19 protein-coding genes are annotated in these 18359 nt (G+C 40.3%); 10 read left to right on the forward strand and 9 right to left on the reverse strand.

What is annotated here, in order from left to right; genetic code table 11:
• Positions 1 to 53 precede the first annotated feature (53 nt).
• The gene (locus tag NSMS1_RS10605; RefSeq protein WP_224093030.1) at positions 54 to 266 is read right to left on the reverse strand and encodes a hypothetical protein; all 213 of its coding nucleotides are present in this window, start codon (positions 264 to 266) and stop codon (positions 54 to 56) included.
• A gap of 776 nt (positions 267 to 1042) precedes the next feature.
• On the opposite strand from NSMS1_RS10605, the gene NSMS1_RS10610 reads away from it, so the two are divergent.
• Positions 1043 to 2044 (forward strand): isopenicillin N synthase family dioxygenase, encoded by a 1002-nt coding sequence (locus NSMS1_RS10610; protein WP_224095193.1) that lies wholly within the window; start codon positions 1043 to 1045, stop codon positions 2042 to 2044.
• Entirely contained in the window at positions 2045 to 3154 is a 1110-nt protein-coding gene (locus NSMS1_RS10615; RefSeq protein WP_224093033.1) for an NAD(P)/FAD-dependent oxidoreductase, read from the forward strand. It abuts the gene before it with no gap.
• A 58-nt stretch (positions 3155 to 3212) separates the two neighbouring features.
• Here the strand turns inward: NSMS1_RS10615 and NSMS1_RS10620 are convergent, their stop codons facing one another.
• The gene (locus tag NSMS1_RS10620) at positions 3213 to 3905 is read right to left on the reverse strand and encodes a hypothetical protein (RefSeq protein ID WP_224093035.1); all 693 of its coding nucleotides are present in this window, start codon (positions 3903 to 3905) and stop codon (positions 3213 to 3215) included.
• Positions 3906 to 4074: 169 nt separating this feature from the next.
• Entirely contained in the window at positions 4075 to 5766 is a 1692-nt protein-coding gene (ilvD, locus tag NSMS1_RS10625; protein ID WP_224093037.1) for a dihydroxy-acid dehydratase, read from the reverse strand.
• Between the two features lie 440 nt (positions 5767 to 6206).
• Here ilvD and NSMS1_RS10630 point away from each other — a divergent pair, with 440 nt between their 5' ends.
• The gene (locus NSMS1_RS10630; protein ID WP_224093038.1) at positions 6207 to 7445 is read left to right on the forward strand and encodes a glycosyltransferase; all 1239 of its coding nucleotides are present in this window, start codon (positions 6207 to 6209) and stop codon (positions 7443 to 7445) included.
• Here the strand turns inward: NSMS1_RS10630 and NSMS1_RS10635 are convergent.
• The 4 genes from NSMS1_RS10635 to dtd all read right to left on the reverse strand — a co-directional run bounded on the left by NSMS1_RS10635 (position 7433) and on the right by dtd (position 10097).
• Positions 7433 to 8053 carry a TenA family protein gene (locus tag NSMS1_RS10635; RefSeq protein WP_224093039.1) on the reverse strand — a complete coding sequence of 207 codons (621 nt, stop codon included), beginning with the start codon at positions 8051 to 8053 and terminating at the stop codon, positions 7433 to 7435. The two genes, NSMS1_RS10630 and NSMS1_RS10635, sit on opposite strands and share 13 nt — an antisense overlap.
• A 52-nt stretch (positions 8054 to 8105) precedes the next feature.
• Entirely contained in the window at positions 8106 to 8876 is a 771-nt protein-coding gene (locus tag NSMS1_RS10640) for a pentapeptide repeat-containing protein (protein WP_224093040.1), read from the reverse strand.
• 188 nt (positions 8877 to 9064) lie between these two features.
• Positions 9065 to 9217: a hypothetical protein gene (locus NSMS1_RS10645; protein WP_224093041.1), complete on the reverse strand. Its 153-nt coding sequence runs from the start codon at positions 9215 to 9217 to the stop codon at positions 9065 to 9067.
• 427 nt (positions 9218 to 9644) lie between these two features.
• Entirely contained in the window at positions 9645 to 10097 is a 453-nt protein-coding gene (gene dtd, locus NSMS1_RS10650) for a D-aminoacyl-tRNA deacylase (RefSeq protein ID WP_224093042.1), read from the reverse strand.
• Between the two features lie 246 nt (positions 10098 to 10343).
• On the opposite strand from dtd, the gene NSMS1_RS10655 reads away from it, so the two are divergent.
• The 3 genes from NSMS1_RS10655 to NSMS1_RS10665 all read left to right on the forward strand — a co-directional run bounded on the left by NSMS1_RS10655 (position 10344) and on the right by NSMS1_RS10665 (position 12965).
• Positions 10344 to 11363, forward strand: coding sequence for an ATP-binding cassette domain-containing protein (locus NSMS1_RS10655; protein ID WP_224093043.1), 1020 nt, complete (start codon positions 10344 to 10346; stop codon positions 11361 to 11363).
• A 103-nt stretch (positions 11364 to 11466) separates the two neighbouring features.
• Entirely contained in the window at positions 11467 to 12351 is an 885-nt protein-coding gene (locus NSMS1_RS10660) for an ABC transporter permease (protein WP_224093044.1), read from the forward strand.
• Between the two features lie 230 nt (positions 12352 to 12581).
• Positions 12582 to 12965, forward strand: a complete 384-nt coding sequence (locus tag NSMS1_RS10665; RefSeq protein WP_224093046.1) for a hypothetical protein — start codon at positions 12582 to 12584, stop codon at positions 12963 to 12965.
• Between the two features lie 69 nt (positions 12966 to 13034).
• Here NSMS1_RS10665 and NSMS1_RS10670 read toward each other — a convergent pair whose 3' ends face one another.
• The gene (locus NSMS1_RS10670; RefSeq protein WP_224093047.1) at positions 13035 to 13472 is read right to left on the reverse strand and encodes a peroxiredoxin; all 438 of its coding nucleotides are present in this window, start codon (positions 13470 to 13472) and stop codon (positions 13035 to 13037) included.
• 128 nt (positions 13473 to 13600) lie between these two features.
• On the opposite strand from NSMS1_RS10670, the gene NSMS1_RS10675 reads away from it, so the two are divergent.
• The 4 genes from NSMS1_RS10675 to NSMS1_RS10690 all read left to right on the forward strand — a co-directional run bounded on the left by NSMS1_RS10675 (position 13601) and on the right by NSMS1_RS10690 (position 16405).
• Positions 13601 to 14005 carry an Npun_F0494 family protein gene (locus NSMS1_RS10675; protein WP_224093049.1) on the forward strand — a complete coding sequence of 135 codons (405 nt, stop codon included), beginning with the start codon at positions 13601 to 13603 and terminating at the stop codon, positions 14003 to 14005.
• 379 nt (positions 14006 to 14384) lie between these two features.
• Positions 14385 to 15860 carry a cobyric acid synthase CobQ gene (gene cobQ / locus NSMS1_RS10680; RefSeq protein ID WP_224093051.1) on the forward strand — a complete coding sequence of 492 codons (1476 nt, stop codon included), beginning with the start codon at positions 14385 to 14387 and terminating at the stop codon, positions 15858 to 15860.
• Between the two features lie 15 nt (positions 15861 to 15875).
• Positions 15876 to 16115 carry a 2Fe-2S iron-sulfur cluster-binding protein gene (locus NSMS1_RS10685; protein ID WP_224093053.1) on the forward strand — a complete coding sequence of 80 codons (240 nt, stop codon included), beginning with the start codon at positions 15876 to 15878 and terminating at the stop codon, positions 16113 to 16115.
• Positions 16116 to 16186: 71 nt separating this feature from the next.
• On the forward strand, positions 16187 to 16405 hold the full coding sequence (locus NSMS1_RS10690) for a type II toxin-antitoxin system HicB family antitoxin (RefSeq protein ID WP_224093055.1): 219 nt from the start codon (positions 16187 to 16189) through the stop codon (positions 16403 to 16405).
• Positions 16406 to 16485: 80 nt separating this feature from the next.
• Here the strand turns inward: NSMS1_RS10690 and NSMS1_RS10695 are convergent, their stop codons facing one another.
• Positions 16486 to 18060, reverse strand: a complete 1575-nt coding sequence (locus NSMS1_RS10695; RefSeq protein WP_224093056.1) for a hypothetical protein — start codon at positions 18058 to 18060, stop codon at positions 16486 to 16488.
• Between the last annotated feature and the right edge of the window lie 299 nt (positions 18061 to 18359).

Consider the following 18359-nt stretch of genomic DNA (forward strand, 5'->3'; position numbering starts at 1 on the left):
GTTGCATTCCATAGAAAATCAGAGTTCTGAGGACTGAAAAACTACTTAAAGCTTCACCTTGGGGCTAAATTACCAATTAGCGATGGCGTTCCGCCCAGCGTAGCTGATCGCTTTTTTAGACTATTGATAATTTCAGCCATTTCTCGACGAGTTTGTAGGTAAACGCCTACATAACAATCATCAATGCTGAAATGTAGTTGTCCTATCCATCCCTCTTTTCTCCTTGACTTGTTCGATGACTTGCGGCTCAGAATATTTACTGACATTGGTTTGGTTACACATGGCATAGAAATAACAAAAGTAATAAACAATTACCTTACTCCCTATAGTGACAATAAGAAATATTACTTTTATGATTCCCCTTTAATAAAACGTAATCACGCTCTTAAAATAAAATTCACATCGCAAATCTTATTTTTCGCTCTAAAGTAGCTTTTTTATCTAAACTTTAAAATTTAACAGAATGAGAAAATCACTTAATTACATTGAGAAAATATCATAAACTGAACACTACATTACCTATAGATCGGGAATCAACGAAATTTTCATAGAGTTAAGAATGAGTATCTGATAGGTGAACTAAAGTTTTTACGTCTGTTATCAAGCTAGTAACACTATTTGTTTTATATGCTATTTCTGTTTTACTTAATTCAGTAAAATTGCTGATAACAATCAAATAACATCTTATTTATTTATTCATCTAATTTTTTAGCTGCATCCTAGAGAATAAAATTTTAGACTACTTGATAATTTGTGTTGAATCTGAATCGCTAAAATGGCGTTTTTATTGAAGATACACAACTAAGAATAAAGATTATAATATTATTTCACGCAATGTCTTATACAAATATATGGGTAGGGCGTATGTGTTGCCAAGATTTTTGATAAAAGTAGAACATTGCGAGTAAATACTCTCAAAGTGTGAAGAAAAATGTTTATTTTTTCATTGTTGAAAATAAGTATCTTGTTAAAAGAAATAGAGATACTTAATAAATGTATAAAATAAGTGTGACTTACTTTTCAAACATTCTCTAAGGTCGAGATAACGATGATTCCATTAATCAACTTAGCTGGGTTTAAAAATGGTGACATCCAAACTCACCAGAATGTAGTAAAACAAATATATCAAGCTTGCCATGAAGTTGGCTTTATGTATTTACAAACAGGAATATCGCCAGAAATACTTGAGCAAGTATTTAGTTTCAGTAAAAAATTCTTCGATTTACCTATAGAGGTGAAACAGCAACTAGCTTGGAGTGATGAATTTAGTAATTTAGGCTATGTGGCAATAGAGAGAGAAAGCCTTAACCCTAAACAACCAGGTGATTTAAAAGAGGCTTTTAATATTAACATACAGGTTGATAGTGAAAATAGTAACCCCTCTCCTCACTCCTTAACGCTACTTGCTACAACGAGGGGAACCGACGCAACGCACCGGCTACTTCCTACACCTCTTTCTCCAGACAAAGAACCACTAATTATTGCTTTTTATCAAGCTTGTACAGAACTGGCTAATACTGTACTAGAAGCTTTGGCTTTAGCTCTAGAATTACCAGTTGACTTTTTGACAATTAGACATAATCAACATCATCATACTTTACGCCTGCTACACTATCCTCCCGTGCAGACATTACCCAAGCAGGGACAAGTACGTGCAGGGGAACATTGCGACTATGGCAGTATTACATTACTGTTTCAAGATGAGGTAGGTGGGTTAGAAGTTCAGACAAAAAATGGCCAGTGGATTGCCGCACCAAAAATTCCTGATACAGTCATAGTTAATACTGGTGATTTAATGCAACGGTGGACAAATGATGTATTTTGCTCAACTAAACATCGCGTGATCATTCCCAATGATCATAGAGTAGAGCGATCGCCTATGGCGGGTGGATCATTGTCGCGCTATTCTATTGCTTTTTTCTGCCATCCCAACAATGATACAGAAATTGCTTGCCTGAAAAGTTGTCAACAAGGAAAAGCACCTATCTATCCGCCCGTGCTTGCGGGAGAATATCTTATAAGTCGTCTACAAGCAACCTATTAGATGAAAACTTACGACTGGACTGTGGTGGGTGGGGGAATTACGGGTGCTGCACTCGCCTACGAATTAGTGAAAGTGGGTTTTAGTGTACTTCTACTAGAAAAAGACGCTGTAGTGCAAAATGCTACCCGTTATAGTTATGGTGGTTTAGCTTATTGGTCTGGTAGTACAGAACTTACTCGGCAATTATGCCAGGAAGCGATCGCCCGATACAATATCTTATCTCAAGAGTTAGATACTGATATTGAGTTACGGGAATTAGATTTATTACTGACAATACCTGCCGATAGTGATCCAGAAGCTACTGCTAGGTTATACGCTCAGTGTGTAGTACCGCCACGCTTACTCAGTGTATCAGAAGCTTGTGAATTAGAACCACTCATAAATAAAGGAGCGATCGCAGGTGCTTTAACTGTCAAACATGGTCATATCCATCCCCAGAAAACAGCGCAAGCATACATTCAAGCTTTTTTACGTGCTGGTGGTGAGTTACAAATTAGTGAGTGGGATGGAACAACTACTCACAGTGATAACGTAGTCATTTGTGCAGGTGGACTCAGCCGACAGTTATTAAAATCGCTAGGTATTTTTCTCAAAGTCTATTTTACCCATGCAGAAATTATCGAAATTTCTCCTGTTGATTGGCGACTAAATACTTTAGTTATGCCAGCTAATTTGCAACGATTTCAACTAGAAACTGCCTCTACTAAAGTTGATGAATTATGGGATGAACCGGGTAATCAACCTGTACTACCAATATTAGATGCGGGTGCAGTTCAGTTTTTAGATGGCAGTTTGCGCGTAGGACAAATTAGCCGCGTGATAACAGATCCTTATGCTGTAATTAATCCTGAAGAAAGTGAAAATTGGTTACGACAAAGCATCAGTCAAGTTTTACCTACATTGGGTAATTTGCCAGGAAGTTGGCATCATTGTTTAGTTGCATTTAGTAGCAATAGCTTACCTATAATTGGTGCTATTCCCGAATTAGCAGGCGTGTATATTTTCTCTGGTTTTAGTAATCCTCTAGTTTTTGTACCACCTTTAGCAAAACGATTTGCTCAATTCTTAGCAGGTAAAGAAGATGAAATCATTCCTCAATTATCACCATAAATTGCCCTTGTGCCTATGTGGTAATAACTGTGAACCATAGAGACACAGAGTTTTTATTTCAAGTATTCATAATATTAGTGTCTTCTGCCATCAGAATTGACGCTTCTTGCAATAACTCTTGTTGTTCTTGTTGAATTGCTTGCAGACGCGCAGCTATTTCTGTTAATCTATGTTTCTTATCTAGATAAATAACAGAAGCTTCTATTTTTTTATCTAAAATCTGATTTTTATTTAACCTTTGTACTGCTAAGTTACCCACTTGATTAAAAGAGAAAACACTAAATTTGATTAAACCTTGAAGTAGTTTTAATGGTACTTGTAGAATTGACAAACTGGCTGTTTCAATCAAGCGGATGATAGCTTTGATAATGCTCCAAATAAGAGCGATCGCAAATAGTAAAATAATTAAACTGATAATTGGGTGATTGCTTGCCCAACTGAGTATTTGTACTAACCGTAAAAATATGGGGTGCTGTACTAACCAATCATTTACAGAAGAATTTATCGCTGTTTGTACAGCCCCAGATGTTGTATTTTTGATCTGTTCTGCCGTTTGCCAACTTTGTCCTATTGTCGTTGTGACGGCATCAACAGCTTTGTCTGTGGCTGTAGTAGTTGTTTGCTGTAAAGATTGCTCAAGTTGCTGTGCTGAGTTAGTCAAGGAGTTAACACCTTGATTTACATAATCCTTGGCTACTTGCCAGCGTTGTAAAAATCCTTCACTTAAGCTTACATTTACTGGGTATACCATAAAACATTTTACTGTCCATCCTACTAAATTTAAGTAGCTTGGAGTGATGAAGATAAGTTTGTAGTCAAGGTTTTGAGTCTTTTGCAGGACTAAAGTCCTTACCCTCCGGGTTAGTTAGTCGCTCATGAGGGTTTCCCCATGAACGCGCTAACTCACTACAAACTTTCAATTATTGATTAAACAAATCTAAATCAGTAACAGCACCAACACTACTAGAAGCAACCAACTTGGCATATTTAGCCAGAATGCCTTTAGTATAACGAGGTGGACGGGGTTGCCATTTAGCACGGCGGCTTGCTAGTTCTTCTTCAGTGATATTTAACTGTAGCAAACGAGAATTAGCATCGATGGTGATACTATCATCTTCTTCGACCAGAGCAATGTTACCCCCAACCGCCGCCTCCGGCGCAACGTGTCCGACTACCATCCCGTAAGTACCACCAGAAAAACGGCCATCAGTAATTAACCCGACTGCATCCCCTAAACCTGCACCAATAATTGCTGAAGTCGGTGCAAGCATTTCTCGCATACCGGGGCCACCTTTAGGGCCTTCGTAACGGATAACAATCACATCACCAGCCTTGATTTTACCTGCCAGAATCGCATCTAAGCAGGATTCTTCCGATTCAAACACTCGCGCCGGGCCAGTAATTACAGGCTTTTTCACCCCAGTAATTTTGGCAACAGCACCCTCAGTAGCTAAATTACCCTTGAGTATCGCCAAGTGACCTTGAGCATACATCGGGTGATTCCAAGGACGAATGACATCTTGGCTAGGTGATGGTTCATCGGGGACATCTGCTAAAACTTCAGCAATGGTTTTACCTGTGATGGTGATACAGTCGCCGTGGAGTAAACCATGTACCAATAACATCTTCATCACTTGGGGGATACCGCCTGCTTGATGCAGGTCTGTGGCGACGTATCTACCACTGGGTTTGAGATCACATAAAACGGGTACACGACCACGGATAGTTTCAAAGTCATCTAAATTTAGTTCTACACCAGCCGCACGAGCGATCGCCAGAAAATGTAACACGGCGTTAGTTGAACCACCCACCGCCATAATCACAGAGATGGCATTTTCTATGGATTTACGGGTGATAATCTGTTTGGGTAATAGTTGATGGCGTATTGCTTCTACTAATACTTTGGCTGATTCTTCTGTACTGTCTGCTTTTTCATCATCTTCGGCTGACATTGTGGAGGAATAAGGTAAGCTCATACCCATCGCTTCAAAGGCGCTTGACATAGTATTTGCTGTATACATTCCACCACAGGAACCTGCACCTGGACAAGCACGGCGTTCGACTGCTAATAGTTCATCGTCGTTAATTTTGCCAGCGCTGTATTCACCCACAGCTTCAAAAGAGCTAACGACGGTTAAATCTCTACCGTTGTAGTGTCCTGGCTTAATAGTACCACCGTAAACAAAGATAGCCGGGATATTCAGCCGGGCGATCGCAATCATTGCTCCTGGCATATTTTTATCACAACCACCGATAGCAATTACCCCATCCATCGTTTGACCGTTACAAACGGTTTCAATGGAGTCGGCAATTACCTCTCTGGAAACTAGGGAATATTTCATCCCTTCCGTTCCCATAGAAATGCCATCACTAATGGTAATTGTACCGAATATTTGCGGCATTGCTCCAGCTAGTTTTACACCTGCTTCGGCTCTTTCGGCTAGTCTATTAATCCCCATGTTACAAGGGGTAATTGTACTGTAGCCATTGGCAACACCTACAATAGCTTTGGTAAAATCTGCATCCTGAAAACCAACCGCCCGGAGCATAGCTCTATTAGGCGATCGCTGCACCCCTTGTGTGACAACCTTGCTTCTAAAATTCTCCGACATCTTTTTTCCTTCCGTGCCTTCATCGCTTGTGTTGCGATCGTGTTATCTGTATTTTTTCAGGCAGATGATGCCTTGATTTGTATCCATCTTTCGGAAGTTTATCTATATTTGATCATCAGCAGTTCAGATGCGAAAATTTTACATATAAAGGTTTGTTCTTCTTCACATTTATACAAATTTGTCAATGAGTTGAGTCATAAATTGTATAAGAATTTAAAGAGTAACATTACACTTACTGTTCTTTAGCTTTATGGATGAGCTTAATTTTCATCAATATCTGAGCGATTAATATTCAAATATTGCCCAATAAAAAATGCCCTATCTAGTATTTAATAGCACTCAAAAAGTATGAAGATTTCATAAAGAAGGCTCATTTATTTAGGTATACTCAGTCAGATACAGTTAACCTCATAGAAGAATCTTCTACCACCTGGACTCTAATGAGTATCAATAAAACTCAGTCATTATTGCCCGTACCCGTAGGTAATTTACAAGTTCCTGAGTTTCCACCTAGTTATTCAGGTGCGACTGATCAGCCTATCCAGTTTTCACTCATCATTCCTACCTACAAAGAGAGTGGAAATATTAGAAATGTTGTTGAGAAGTTAACTCAAATACTTGATGAGTTTATCCCAGGCGATTATGAACTAATCGTGGTAGATGATGATAGCCCGGATGGCACATGGGAAGTGGCGTTGTCTTTGACATCAGAGTATCCACAATTACAAGTAATGCGACGGCAGCAAGAAAGAGGACTGTCAACAGCTGTAATTCGTGGTTGGCAAGCAGCAAGAGGTAATATCTTAGGTGTAATTGATGGAGACTTGCAACATCCGCCTCATGTATTGCAAGAACTCTTGACTAAAATCCATAGAGGAGCAGATTTAGCAGTAGCCAGCCGTCACGTAGATGGGGGTGGCGTAAGTAGCTGGAGTTTTATTAGACGCTTTTTATCTCGCGGGGCGCAATTGTTAGGACTGATGATTCTACCTAGAGTTTTGGGTAGAGTTTCCGACCCCATGAGTGGTTATTTTATGGTGCGTCGTGAATGTATTACCAATGCCACTTTTAACCCGGTAGGGTACAAGATTTTATTAGAGGTAATTGGGCGTGGTCAAGTAGATGAAATTGCGGAAGCAGGCTATGTATTTCGTGAACGCCAAGAAGGCGAGAGCAAAGTTACATGGAAGCAGTATGTAGACTACATCCGCCATTTAATTCGTTTACGAATTTCTACAGGTAGACTACAAAGAATTAATGAAAGCTTCCCCTTGGGTAGATTTGTCCGTTTTGGCTTGGTAGGGTTAAGTGGAGTATTTATAGATATGGCACTGCTGTACCTACTCAGTGACCCATCAACACTAGGCTGGCCTTTAACCCGCAGTAAAATTATCGCCTCGGAAATAGCAATTTTTAATAACTTCCTGTGGAATGATGCCTGGACATTTGCCGATGTGTCTATGCAGCAACAAGGTTGGTCGCAACGGATCAAGCGGTTTGTAAAATTTAATATTGTCTGCCTTGCCGGCTTAGTGCTGAATGTCTTGATATTAAATATTGTGTTTAACTATCTCATTCCCAACCGCTATATTGCTAACCTCATTGCGATCGCCATAGCTACCGTTTGGAACTTCTGGGTTAACTTGCGTCTGAGTTGGCGTGTCACTCAAGTCAAATAAGCAGCTTGAAAAAACTCCTGTTCACAAAACATAGCGTAGCGATAAGTTGAATGGGTTATGGCATTAGCACTAGCGTAATTTTCTACCAAACTTTCTAATTGTTGCGCCAAGGGTAAAAAATCCGCGCTACTGTAAGTACGAATCCAGTCAGCATACCGATGATGAGGAATACCATTCTTAGCTAACTCCTCACCCAAAAAAGCATACAACCGCATACAGGGAGACATAGCCGCAGCCGTTAAACCTACATCCCCACTCCAAGCAGTAGCTAACAAAAAATCAGTATAGCGACGAGTGGCTCCTCCAGGTTGGACAGAACGCAAATCTACACCCCATTTTGCTGCATAGCCTTCGTGTAGCCGCAGTTCCTCAAGTACACCACCAGCTAATGAGTGAAACGTGGTAAAACCAACCCAGTCTGGTGACTTAGCGGCCGCAATACTATAAGCACGGGCAAAAGCCTCTAAGAAAAAAGCATCCTGCCCCACATAGTAAGCAAATTTCCGCTCCTCAAGACTACCATCACCAATACCTTGAACAAAAGGATGTTCTAAGCAAGCTTGGGCTAAATCTTGGTTTGCTGTCCAAAGTTCGTTTGAGAGAGTCATTAGTCATTAGTCCATAGTCATTAGTCCATAGTCAACAGTCAACACTCAACACTCAAAATGGGAAAAACTGTAGCAAGACTGAACCTAAACTACCTACAAAGTCGAAGAAACTGGGTTTACCAGTGCTGAGTTTTTCTGTATATGGTGTTTGTAGTTCTTTGATGAAAGCTTGAGAGGTTTGTATTCCTCTGGCGTTATTTTGTGTTGTAAATAGTTTTTCGGCGATTTGTGCGTCTTGCGCTGCGCCTTGACGGTCAAAAATTTGGTATTTAGAAATACCCCGCGCTAAGTATGCTCCTGCATATTCTGGTTGCGCAGCGATCGCTTGATTAAAATAATAGATGGCTTGTTGTTGATTGCCTTTTTGCGCTTCAGCTACACCTAAAGCATAAAATTCATCTGGTGTTGCAACTTGTAATGGTATACCTACTGCACCCTGAAAGTTGGTTCCTTGCAAATATGCACCTGTAAATTGGGCATTACTTAAGAACGCGCCTCTTAAATCTGCACCAGCTAAATTTGCGCCACTGAGTTTGGCTTCACTTAAATTCACCCCGGCTAAACCTGCACCACTTAAGTTTGCACCCCGTAAATCAGCACCACTTAAGTTTGCCCGGCTTAAATTTGCACCTGCTAAGTTAGCACCACTTAAATTCGCTCCAGACAAGTCAGCCATAACTAAGCCAGCACCACTTAAGTTACAGTTTTGACATTGTTTTGTTGCCAATAGCTGTCTAACATGTTCTTGATTTGCCGCTTGGGCAATATTGATAAAACTAATAGATGTTATAACGGTAGTTGCGATAAAAATTAGATTTTTCATAGTCAATTTTGGAGTGTTTCTGCCTAGTACCCAAATCAGCGTGATGGTGTATCAGTTGTAATTTTTTCTTTATACCTTTATGAGTAGCTAGAAAATATTTACAAGCACTGATTACTGACAAAATTCCATCTGCAAGCTTATGATATGAGCCACTTGAGCAATTTGCCCTCCGTATAGACCGACCTAAATCACTGCTCAACAATACTTATAGGTTGAGTAAAACTGGTAACTTCTGGAGTTTTAAATTCAAAGCCCATTTTTTGAGGAACAGGCGCACTCAATCGCGTAAATATACTGAGTGTAAAGGTTATGATAGCAGCTAATAAGAGTTTTTCTAGCATAATTTTGACTCTGCCGATACCGCAATATAACTTCAAGTTATAGAGGTGCTAAGTAAAATTTATTTTGATTTAACCTAGATGATTAATAGCGGTTAGTCAGTGATTTATATCTTTTATAAACGTGATTTGTATCACTAATACCTCTGTGTCTCCCTCCGGCTACTCCCAATACGGTTCGGATAAGCATTTTGAACTAATAATTGGTTTAGGGAAAAGGTTAAAGGGCAAGGGTTAAAGGTTTTTTCTTCCCTTTTCCCCTTCGCCTTTCCCCTTTAACCGAACCGTATTGCGGCTACTCCCACAAAGAAGCAAGCTAAAAGCCGCCTACGGTTTGCGGAGCGTCTTGGAGAGAGGGAAGCCCTCCTACAGCGCTGGTTCACTGCATCTCTGTAGTAAAAATTTTTCAAACCACAAACGCACCGAGAACTTATTCTGCTTCTCGCTCTAATATCAAAGTTACAGGGCCATCATTCTCAATCATCACCTGCATCATAGCGCCAAATTTGCCTGTTTCTACTTGTAAATTACTACTGCGTAACTTCAAAACAAAGCGGTTGTATAATTCCTCTGCTAGTGAGGGAGTAGCTGAACGGTCAAAAGAAGGACGGCGACCTTTGCGACAATCTCCATACAAAGTAAACTGACTCACTACTAACAACCCACCACCAATTTCCTGCACAGATTTCTGCCATCTGTCTCCACCTGCTTCATCAGGAAACAGACGCAACTCCAAACATTTGCGCACCATCCAATCAAGTTCGTTATCTGTATCTGTATCAGCAATACCTACAAGTAAGTTTAATCCTCGACCAATTTTGCCAACAATTTCACCATTGACAGTAACTTGAGACGATTTAACTCGCTGGACAATAACGCGCATTGTAATTTTGGCTTAATTCTCATCCCTAAATTTTAGAGCGATCGCAAGATATCGGGAATAGGAGATGAGGGGGATGAGGGAGATGAGGCAGAGGGGGAAGACAGAGAATGATTATGGACTGTGGACTAATGACTAATGACTAATGACTAATAACCAGATATGTATCTACGCGATCGCTCGACCTATCACCGCTCAACTACAATATATGTATATTGTTGCGAATTGTATATTTAGGGTTTAGCTGTCATGGCTCCCGCCGTTTTAATTCAAAATCTCCAAAAGCGTTACGGTACTGTTGAAGCCGTCAAAGATGTTTCCTTTCAGGTAGAACCAGGAGAAATCTTTGGCTTACTCGGCCCCAATGGTGCAGGTAAAACTACTACTCTGAGAGCTTTGTGTACCCTCACTACACCAGATGCTGGCAAAATCGAGGTATCTGGAGTTTCTGTGTTGGATAACCCCAGAGTAGCTAGACAACGGCTAGGCTATGTTGCTCAAGAAGTTGCCTTAGATAAGGTACTGACAGGACAAGAACTACTGCAACTACAAGCAGCACTGTATCACCTGCCTGGCGCAGTAGCCAAACAGCGAATTGAGACAGTTTTAGATTTACTTGGTTTACAAGAGTACGCCAATAAAAAAACAGGAACCTATTCTGGCGGTTTACGCAAACGCTTAGACTTGGCCGCCGGGTTGCTTCATGCGCCGGATGTGTTGGTGTTGGATGAACCAACCGTAGGGCTTGACATAGAAAGCCGTTTTGTGGTGTGGGAATTTTTGCGTAAGTTACGCGCATCGGGGACAACGGTTGTTATTACCAGCCACTACTTAGAAGAAATTGACGCACTAGCCGATCGCGTGGCAATCATTGACCGTGGCGTAGTCATTGCCGTTGGTACACCCTCAGAATTAAAAGATAGAGTAGGGGGCGATCGCATCACCCTACGCATCCGTGAGTTTTCCCCTACAGAAGAAGCAGAAAAAGCTAAAAACCTACTGCAAGAATTACCTTTCGTCAAAGAAGTCATCATTAATAATGCTCAAGGTAATTCCCTCAACTTAGTAGTAACACCTCAAAATGATGCCCTCAGCACAATTCAGCAAGCATTAAATAACGCCAGCTTGCCAATTTTCGGCATCGCCCAATCCCGCCCCAGCCTTGATGATGTCTACCTCGCCGCCACCGGACGCACCCTATTGGATGCGGAATTAGCAGCAGTAGCCAATCGCGATCCCAAGGCGGAGAAGAAGCAGAATATGAGATGAGGGAGAGGGGGGAGATGAGGGGGAAATTAATTATTAACTCCTGCCTTTTGACTAATAACTAATGACTAATAACTAATGACTAATAACTAATGACTAATGACTAATGACTAACATCAAAACTGACATTAATTGGCAACCAGCGACATCACCACAAGCCTACGCCGATGCTGCACCTAATTTTTTTGGTGAACTAGCACAAGAGACGCTGGCTTTAACTCGTCGCTTATTTATTCAATTACAACGTCGTCCCTCTACCTTGTTAGCAGGTATTGTTCAGCCTGTAATGTGGTTGGTATTATTCGGCGCTTTATTTCAAAATGCCCCTAAAGGTTTATTTGGAAGTACAACAAATTACGGGCAATTTCTCGCTGCGGGTGTGATTGTATTTACCGCTTTTGCGGGAGCCTTAAATGCTGGTTTACCAGTCATGTTTGACCGTGAGTTTGGCTTTTTGAATCGTTTATTAGTCGCCCCTTTGGCATCACGGTTTTCTATTGTCTTCGCTTCCGCAATCTTTATTGTCAGCCAAAGCTTACTGCAAGCAGCCGTAATTGTTGGCGCGGCGGCGTTTCTAGGTGCTGGATTACCAGATGCGGCTGGATTAGGTGCGATCGCTCTCATTGTCTTTCTACTGGCTTTAGGTGTTACAGCCATTTCTTTAGGATTGGCTTTTGCCCTGCCTGGACACATTGAGTTAATTGCTGTAATCTTTGTTACTAACTTACCATTACTCTTTGCTAGTACCGCTCTTGCTCCCTTATCCTTCATGCCCAAGTGGTTACAGGTTGTAGCTACTCTTAATCCTCTTAGCTACGCTATCGAACCCATTCGTTATCTCTATCTTCATAATCACTGGGGTTTAGGCGATGTAGTCATGCAAGCACCTTGGGGTGATGTCACTTTTGGTGGAGCATTGTTAATATTGTTTAGCTTCGCTTTGATCGCTTTGTTGAGTATTCAGCCGCAACTAAGACGGACTCTCGCTTAAAACAGTGAACAGTCAACGGTAAACAGTTATCAGGTGTATGGTGGGGGATTTAAAAGAGTCACCAGCACCTATTAATAATTAGTGGGTAATTTAAACCCTCTTATTTAACTGATAACTGTGAAAAAACGACTGAGGGCTAAATTTTTACTTAGTACGGGCTGAACGCCCTGTTACTGCTAACAGCAGTTTTAACTCAAAATAGTGTTAGAGAAATTTTAGAGTCAAAAACCATGAAAAAACTATTTTTACCAGTTACCAGACTTTTATTAGGTTTTGTCGGAATGAGCGCCGCTTCCTTGCTGACAGTACAGCCAAGCTTGGCTCAACTGGGAACGGTGGATGCAGGCGGTAATAATGATACCCAAAATAATAATATTGATTTCAATTCTGGCAATTTCAATATGTTTGACCTCATTCATCGGGCAAACTTTGGTAATGCGACATTTGACGTGAATCAGCAGAACGAAGCATTAGATGATGCGGCTAAAGCATTTAGAGAAAGACAAAATCGCGCAACTGGTAATCAACAACAAAGACAAATACTGCTTGTGCCTCAAACTACAACTCAACCAGCCACTAATCCATCAACATCGACTGTTCCGGGAAATAATTGAGACAAGAGAGATAAGGGAGATGAGGGAGAACTTGTTACTCAGCACTCCCTACCCCCTACCTTGATTACCCTACAGCCCTAAAGCTGATAAAACATCGCCAGCATGGGTTGCAGTGTTGACAGTAGAATCAACATGAATGATTTTACCTTCCGGGTTAATTACGTAGGTAACACGCTTGGCATAACCGCCGCCATCAACGTCATAAGCTTTGATTAAGCTGTGGTCGGTGTCAGCTAGTAGAGGAAAATTCAAATTATATTTTTGAGTGAAGGCTTGATGAGAAGATTCATCATCAGCACTCACACCTAAAACGACTACATCCTTGTTTTTGTAATCAGATTGAGCATCACGGAAGCTACAAGCTTGTTTAGTGCAGCCTGGTGTGTCATCTTTGGGGTAAAAATACAAAACTACAGTCTTCCCAGCAAAATCAGATAACGAAACGGTGTTACCGTTGGTATCTTTGACGGTAAATGCAGGTGCATCCGTACCAACTGCTAGAGGCATAATGAACCTTTCCTGTTTCAGATTTTTGATGACTCTGAAATTTTACAATAATTTACAATAATTTCATGACAAATTTAGAAACGGTTGACTGTTGACTGTTGATTAATGACTAATGTGAATTACAAATTATGCCTACAAAGGATTCTCCAACACCCAAAGCCTTTTCTTACCCACAAACTACTGTAGAACGAGCCAAGCGATCGCTTATCTGTTCTCCTTTCAATTTGGGACTATTTGAAACCATGCGTAGTCAGAGTGTTTCCGTGAATGCGATCGCTAATGAAACTGGTATTAAGCATGGTTATACTAAAAAGTCCTTGTCTGAGTTGACTTGTGATGATGAGTTAGGATGGCTGATTCAGGTTGGAGTATTGCGGCGTGAAGTAGACGGACAAGGTATTACAGATAGTTTTCGCCTCACTCCCTTGGGACATCAGCTTATAGAACAATACCAAGGAAAAACCTTGCCTTTACCATCGTGGCGCAATCGCCTATACGACGCTGTAATTCGTTGGTTTAGACTTCCCTTTTAGAATCAAGAACCAAAAAGTTAGGATTTGGGATTTCTAGGGAACAATATATACGGAGAAACATCAACCCATTTATAAAGTCTTCACCATTTTCCCTAACTGAATTGGTGAGATTGTGAATTTGGGTTGAAGCATATACAGTGGCGCTGGCATATCCTTCAACTCAAGGATAAATACCTGCGCTCAATTTCTATTAGTAGCTGCCCAATTTTCTGACATTTGAGCAGCAAATTGCTATATTAGCCCTCAAATAACTCACACCATCCATAAGCAAGCTATAAATGTACAACTATTAAAAATTACGAATTACGTAGGCGCAAGCCTTTGCTACGCAACGCTACCGCGAACCCGTAGGGTATTACAAATTAATCAAGAAGTGGCTATGAAATCAATAATGGTAGTGGGAACAACATCCCATGCAGGTAAATCACTGATAAGTACGGCTATTTGTCGCATTTTGTCACGGCGTGGGTGGCGAGTAGCTCCCTTTAAGGGTCAAAATATGGCATTAAATGCTTATGTCACCTCAAATGGTGGGGAAATTGGCTACGCGCAAGCAGTACAAGCTTGGGCAGCAGGGGTGATACCTTGGGTAGAAATGAACCCGATTTTACTCAAGCCTCAAGGCGATATGACATCTCAGGTAATTATCCGAGGCAGACCTGTAGGTAAAGTCAGCGCCGCCGACTATTATGAGCAGTATTTTGACATTGGTTGGCGAGCCATTGAAGAATCTCTACAGCATTTGGGAACTGAATTTGATTTAATCGTTTGTGAAGGTGCGGGTAGTCCAGCAGAAATTAACCTCAAGCACCGCGACTTAACCAATATGCGGGTAGCCAAATACTTAAACGCTCCCACTTTATTAGTAGTTGATATTGACCGTGGGGGTGCTTTTGCTCACGTAGTCGGCACATTAGAGTTATTAGAACCAGAAGAGCGCCAACTAATTAAAGGCGTAGTAATTAACAAATTCCGAGGACAGCGATCGCTCCTAGACTCAGGAATCAAATGGTTAGAAGAACGGACGGGTATTCCTGTAGTTGGTGTCATTCCTTACATTCATGAAATTTTCCCTGCCGAAGATTCCCTGGACTTACTAGAACGCAAAACATACAAAGCCCACGCAGACCTAAATATTACAGTTGTTCGTCTACCCCGAATCGCTAACTTTACCGACTTTGACCCCTTAGAATCAGAACCCACAGTTGCAGTCAAATACATCAGTCCAAAACAAGATTTAGGACACCCTGATGCAGTAATTCTCCCAGGTACGAAAACCACAATTGCCGACTTGATACTTCTGCAAAAAACAGGCATGGCAGAAGCCATCCAAAACTATGCCGCATCTGGTGGTACAGTGTTGGGGATTTGCGGTGGCTACCAAATGTTAGGACAAATTATCGCCGATCCAGAGGGGCTAGAAGGACAAGCTGGCAGATATCAAGGCTTAAATCTCCTGCCAATTAGAACCGTCATTACAGGACAAAAAATTGCCCGTCAGCGCCAAGTTAGCTCAAACTTCCCCCAGATGGGCTTACCAGTCAACGGCTTCGAGATTCATCAAGGGCGATCGCGTGTGGAACCCCAAGGCGATAGTAAAGCCTTCCAACCCTTATTTGATGATGTTAACTTAGGGTTAGTTGATAGTTGCCAATCTGTTTGGGGTAGTTATCTACACGGATTATTTGATAATGGGCCTTGGAGACGCGCTTGGTTAAATCGTCTGCGTCAACAGCGTGGTTTAAAATCTCTACCTACAGGTGTGGCTAACTACAGAGAACAACGAGAGCAGATGTTAGATAATATAGCTACTGAGATAGAAAGCCATTTAGATTTAACACCCTTCCTGCCCTAGCGAGGCTAGTTTTTCATGAGTGTTCGCGTCCGATTTTTGCCAGATGATGTCACTATTAACGCTGAAGTGGGAGAAGCCCTGTTAGATGTAGCAGATCGGGCGGGAGTCTTTATCCCCACTGGTTGTCTTATGGGTTCATGTCATGCTTGCACAGTGGAACTCGAAGATGGCGACATCATCCGTGCTTGTCTTACCGCCATACCATCAGGACGCGAAGAATTAATTATTCATCTATTTAGCGATCCCACTTGGTAGTTTACTTGAGCCTAGCGGCGTGCATCTACGGTTTAATATTGATTTCTCCTAACTTCTGGCAAAAACCTAAAATGAGCAAACTCAAGTACCAAATGGTGATTCAATGGTCTGAGGAAGATAATTGCTTTTTGGTAGGATTACCAGATTTTCCTGGGCAACGCTGGCGCACTCATGGGGATACTTACGAATTAGCAGTTAAAAATGGCATTGAAGCCTTAGAGTCCTTAATTATTGCTTATGAAGCTGCGGGTGATCCGCTTCCAGAACCGACAGTTTGTCAGGCTGCGTAATATAAACTCAATAACAAAGAGTTTTAATGTCTCTCTTGATAATGGTATAAAAGCAGCGTTGCCAAAACCTATTAAAATACTTAACTCTCTGACAGAAGATAAACATCATATAAATGAGTTTCGGCAACTAGTTGAGAAGTATTTTGATATTTTGCCAACTCTTGAGGAAACTTCTCAGTTTTTTTAAGTTTATAGTTTCCTAGTGATTCGTACTTAGGATGGATAATGTAAAAACCAGCCTGACAATTCGGAACAAATTTCAAATCTCTTTTAGTCACGTAACGGTCAATATACTCCTTATTTTTGAGATTAAGGTAATTTCCGTTAGGTTGGCATAAGGTAGACTTTTCAGGTAACTTTCTCAGACTATCTGCTATATCATGTGTACTTAGAACTCTGGAAATACCAGACCTACTATTTATATAGTTGTGATGGAAATTTAGATTAATCACGATGGAAATAGTTATACAGGCTATGATAAAACCTGACAACATCTGATTAACTGTTTTAGGAAAATTGAGATAAGCTAAACTGCAAACAGTAAAAATAATAGGAGCCAAATAAATTAGTAGTTTATAAAATGTGGGATTGTATGTTTTTTCTATGTCTGTAGAAGAATAAGCCAGCAGGAAAATTGACCAAATTATAAAAAACAAATTTAAAAGTATTCTGTTTCCCCGAAATTTAAGAATACCTAAAACTAATACTAAACCAAGAAATATTACAGAAATAACTAAACTTTTCCAAGATTCCCCAGCAAAATATACTTCTTGTCCTAAGCTAAAATAACCGTTGAATATAGCTTTAAATCTTGATAAGATTGAAGCTCCGTACTCTTTTCCACCACTAGATTTTGTCACCACTGCGATAATTCTAGCTGTGTTTATCCAATTTCTGCTAATTTCTCCTATCCAATAGGGTGTCATGGCAAGTAACGCGGTGATAACAGCCACACCAGATAACTGCCATCTTCTCTTTTCTCGGTAGTTTCTAGAAATATAAATAATTAAAGTAATTATAAAAACTACTGGCATTACATAGAGACTAGAAAAGTGTAAATTTGATAATATCGCTAACACTAATCCATAAGCCATCCAAGAAAATACTTCTAAATTTGCAGATAGCTTACCTTCCATTTGATAAGTGTAGAGTAACACAAAACAAAGCAGAAAAAAGGTAATTGAGACAGGATTTCCAGCTATGCTATTACCTGTACTCATCACAATATTTTCAAATAAACAAATATACCAAAATCCTGCTAATGACGATAGAAAGAGTCTTTGATTACGCTCAACATTATCTAAAAGTTTATAGCTAGTTAAAATAAGTAATGGAATTGATAGGAATGTTAGTATTGCATTTGGCATTGCTTGAGCAGACAAATCAGCAGTTAATGCAGTAAACGGCAACACTAAATAGTAATATAAAGGTGGTAAATAAAAATCTCCCACTAACCCTGACCAAGCGGTAGGCCCTGACCCTAATGTAGGCCATTTGCCATTCCATGTTGCCATGATTCTATAAGCATCGTTAATTTGATCGCCACTATAGTCAGCGAAATTTATCACAACAAAGCTAAGAATATATATTCCAAAAGCTAACGATAAAAATATCAGAACATAGCTGACTTTTCTCAAACTTAGCTGTTTTAACATTGCTTTGGCAATTATTTTATTTTCAGTATACTGACCAGTATTATATTAATCTAAAGACTGCTTTCAGGGAATTTGACTAGTGAAAGCTATATCAAGTCTTTACAAAGCCTTAAGCACTTCTAGATAAAAAATATCCAACATTTAGGGTGCGTCAGTACGATAAACTCTAGCCACACAAAAAAATATTCATACTGACGCATTCTACTAACAGTCAATTTGGATAATTTATTTTTTGGTATTCTCTTAATATAAGTACAAAGTTTGTTGTTAATTTATTTTCTTATTTGCGTCAAGTTTGA

The organism is Nostoc sp. MS1 (assembly GCF_019976755.1).
GTDB lineage: Bacteria > Cyanobacteriota > Cyanobacteriia > Cyanobacteriales > Nostocaceae > Trichormus.

What these genes read in the sequence shown, in the direction of transcription:
- NSMS1_RS10660 (WP_224093044.1), top strand. Translation starts at nt 11,467, where the DNA reads ATGACTAACATCAAAACTGACATTAATTGGCAACCAGCGACATCACCA.
- ilvD (WP_224093037.1), bottom strand. Translation starts at nt 5,766, where the DNA reads ATGTCGGAGAATTTTAGAAGCAAGGTTGTCACACAAGGGGTGCAGCGA.
- NSMS1_RS10605 (WP_224093030.1), bottom strand. Translation starts at nt 266, where the DNA reads ATGTCAGTAAATATTCTGAGCCGCAAGTCATCGAACAAGTCAAGGAGA.
- NSMS1_RS10640 (WP_224093040.1), bottom strand. Translation starts at nt 8,876, where the DNA reads ATGAAAAATCTAATTTTTATCGCAACTACCGTTATAACATCTATTAGT.
- NSMS1_RS10645 (WP_224093041.1), bottom strand. Translation starts at nt 9,217, where the DNA reads ATGCTAGAAAAACTCTTATTAGCTGCTATCATAACCTTTACACTCAGT.
- NSMS1_RS10695 (WP_224093056.1), bottom strand. Translation starts at nt 18,060, where the DNA reads ATGTTAAAACAGCTAAGTTTGAGAAAAGTCAGCTATGTTCTGATATTT.
- NSMS1_RS10690 (WP_224093055.1), top strand. Translation starts at nt 16,187, where the DNA reads ATGAGCAAACTCAAGTACCAAATGGTGATTCAATGGTCTGAGGAAGAT.
- NSMS1_RS10685 (WP_224093053.1), top strand. Translation starts at nt 15,876, where the DNA reads ATGAGTGTTCGCGTCCGATTTTTGCCAGATGATGTCACTATTAACGCT.
- NSMS1_RS10670 (WP_224093047.1), bottom strand. Translation starts at nt 13,472, where the DNA reads ATGCCTCTAGCAGTTGGTACGGATGCACCTGCATTTACCGTCAAAGAT.
- NSMS1_RS10615 (WP_224093033.1), top strand. Translation starts at nt 2,045, where the DNA reads ATGAAAACTTACGACTGGACTGTGGTGGGTGGGGGAATTACGGGTGCT.
- NSMS1_RS10620 (WP_224093035.1), bottom strand. Translation starts at nt 3,905, where the DNA reads ATGGTATACCCAGTAAATGTAAGCTTAAGTGAAGGATTTTTACAACGC.
- NSMS1_RS10665 (WP_224093046.1), top strand. Translation starts at nt 12,582, where the DNA reads ATGAAAAAACTATTTTTACCAGTTACCAGACTTTTATTAGGTTTTGTC.
- NSMS1_RS10635 (WP_224093039.1), bottom strand. Translation starts at nt 8,053, where the DNA reads ATGACTCTCTCAAACGAACTTTGGACAGCAAACCAAGATTTAGCCCAA.
- NSMS1_RS10630 (WP_224093038.1), top strand. Translation starts at nt 6,207, where the DNA reads ATGAGTATCAATAAAACTCAGTCATTATTGCCCGTACCCGTAGGTAAT.
- NSMS1_RS10675 (WP_224093049.1), top strand. Translation starts at nt 13,601, where the DNA reads ATGCCTACAAAGGATTCTCCAACACCCAAAGCCTTTTCTTACCCACAA.
- NSMS1_RS10655 (WP_224093043.1), top strand. Translation starts at nt 10,344, where the DNA reads ATGGCTCCCGCCGTTTTAATTCAAAATCTCCAAAAGCGTTACGGTACT.
- cobQ (WP_224093051.1), top strand. Translation starts at nt 14,385, where the DNA reads ATGAAATCAATAATGGTAGTGGGAACAACATCCCATGCAGGTAAATCA.
- dtd (WP_224093042.1), bottom strand. Translation starts at nt 10,097, where the DNA reads ATGCGCGTTATTGTCCAGCGAGTTAAATCGTCTCAAGTTACTGTCAAT.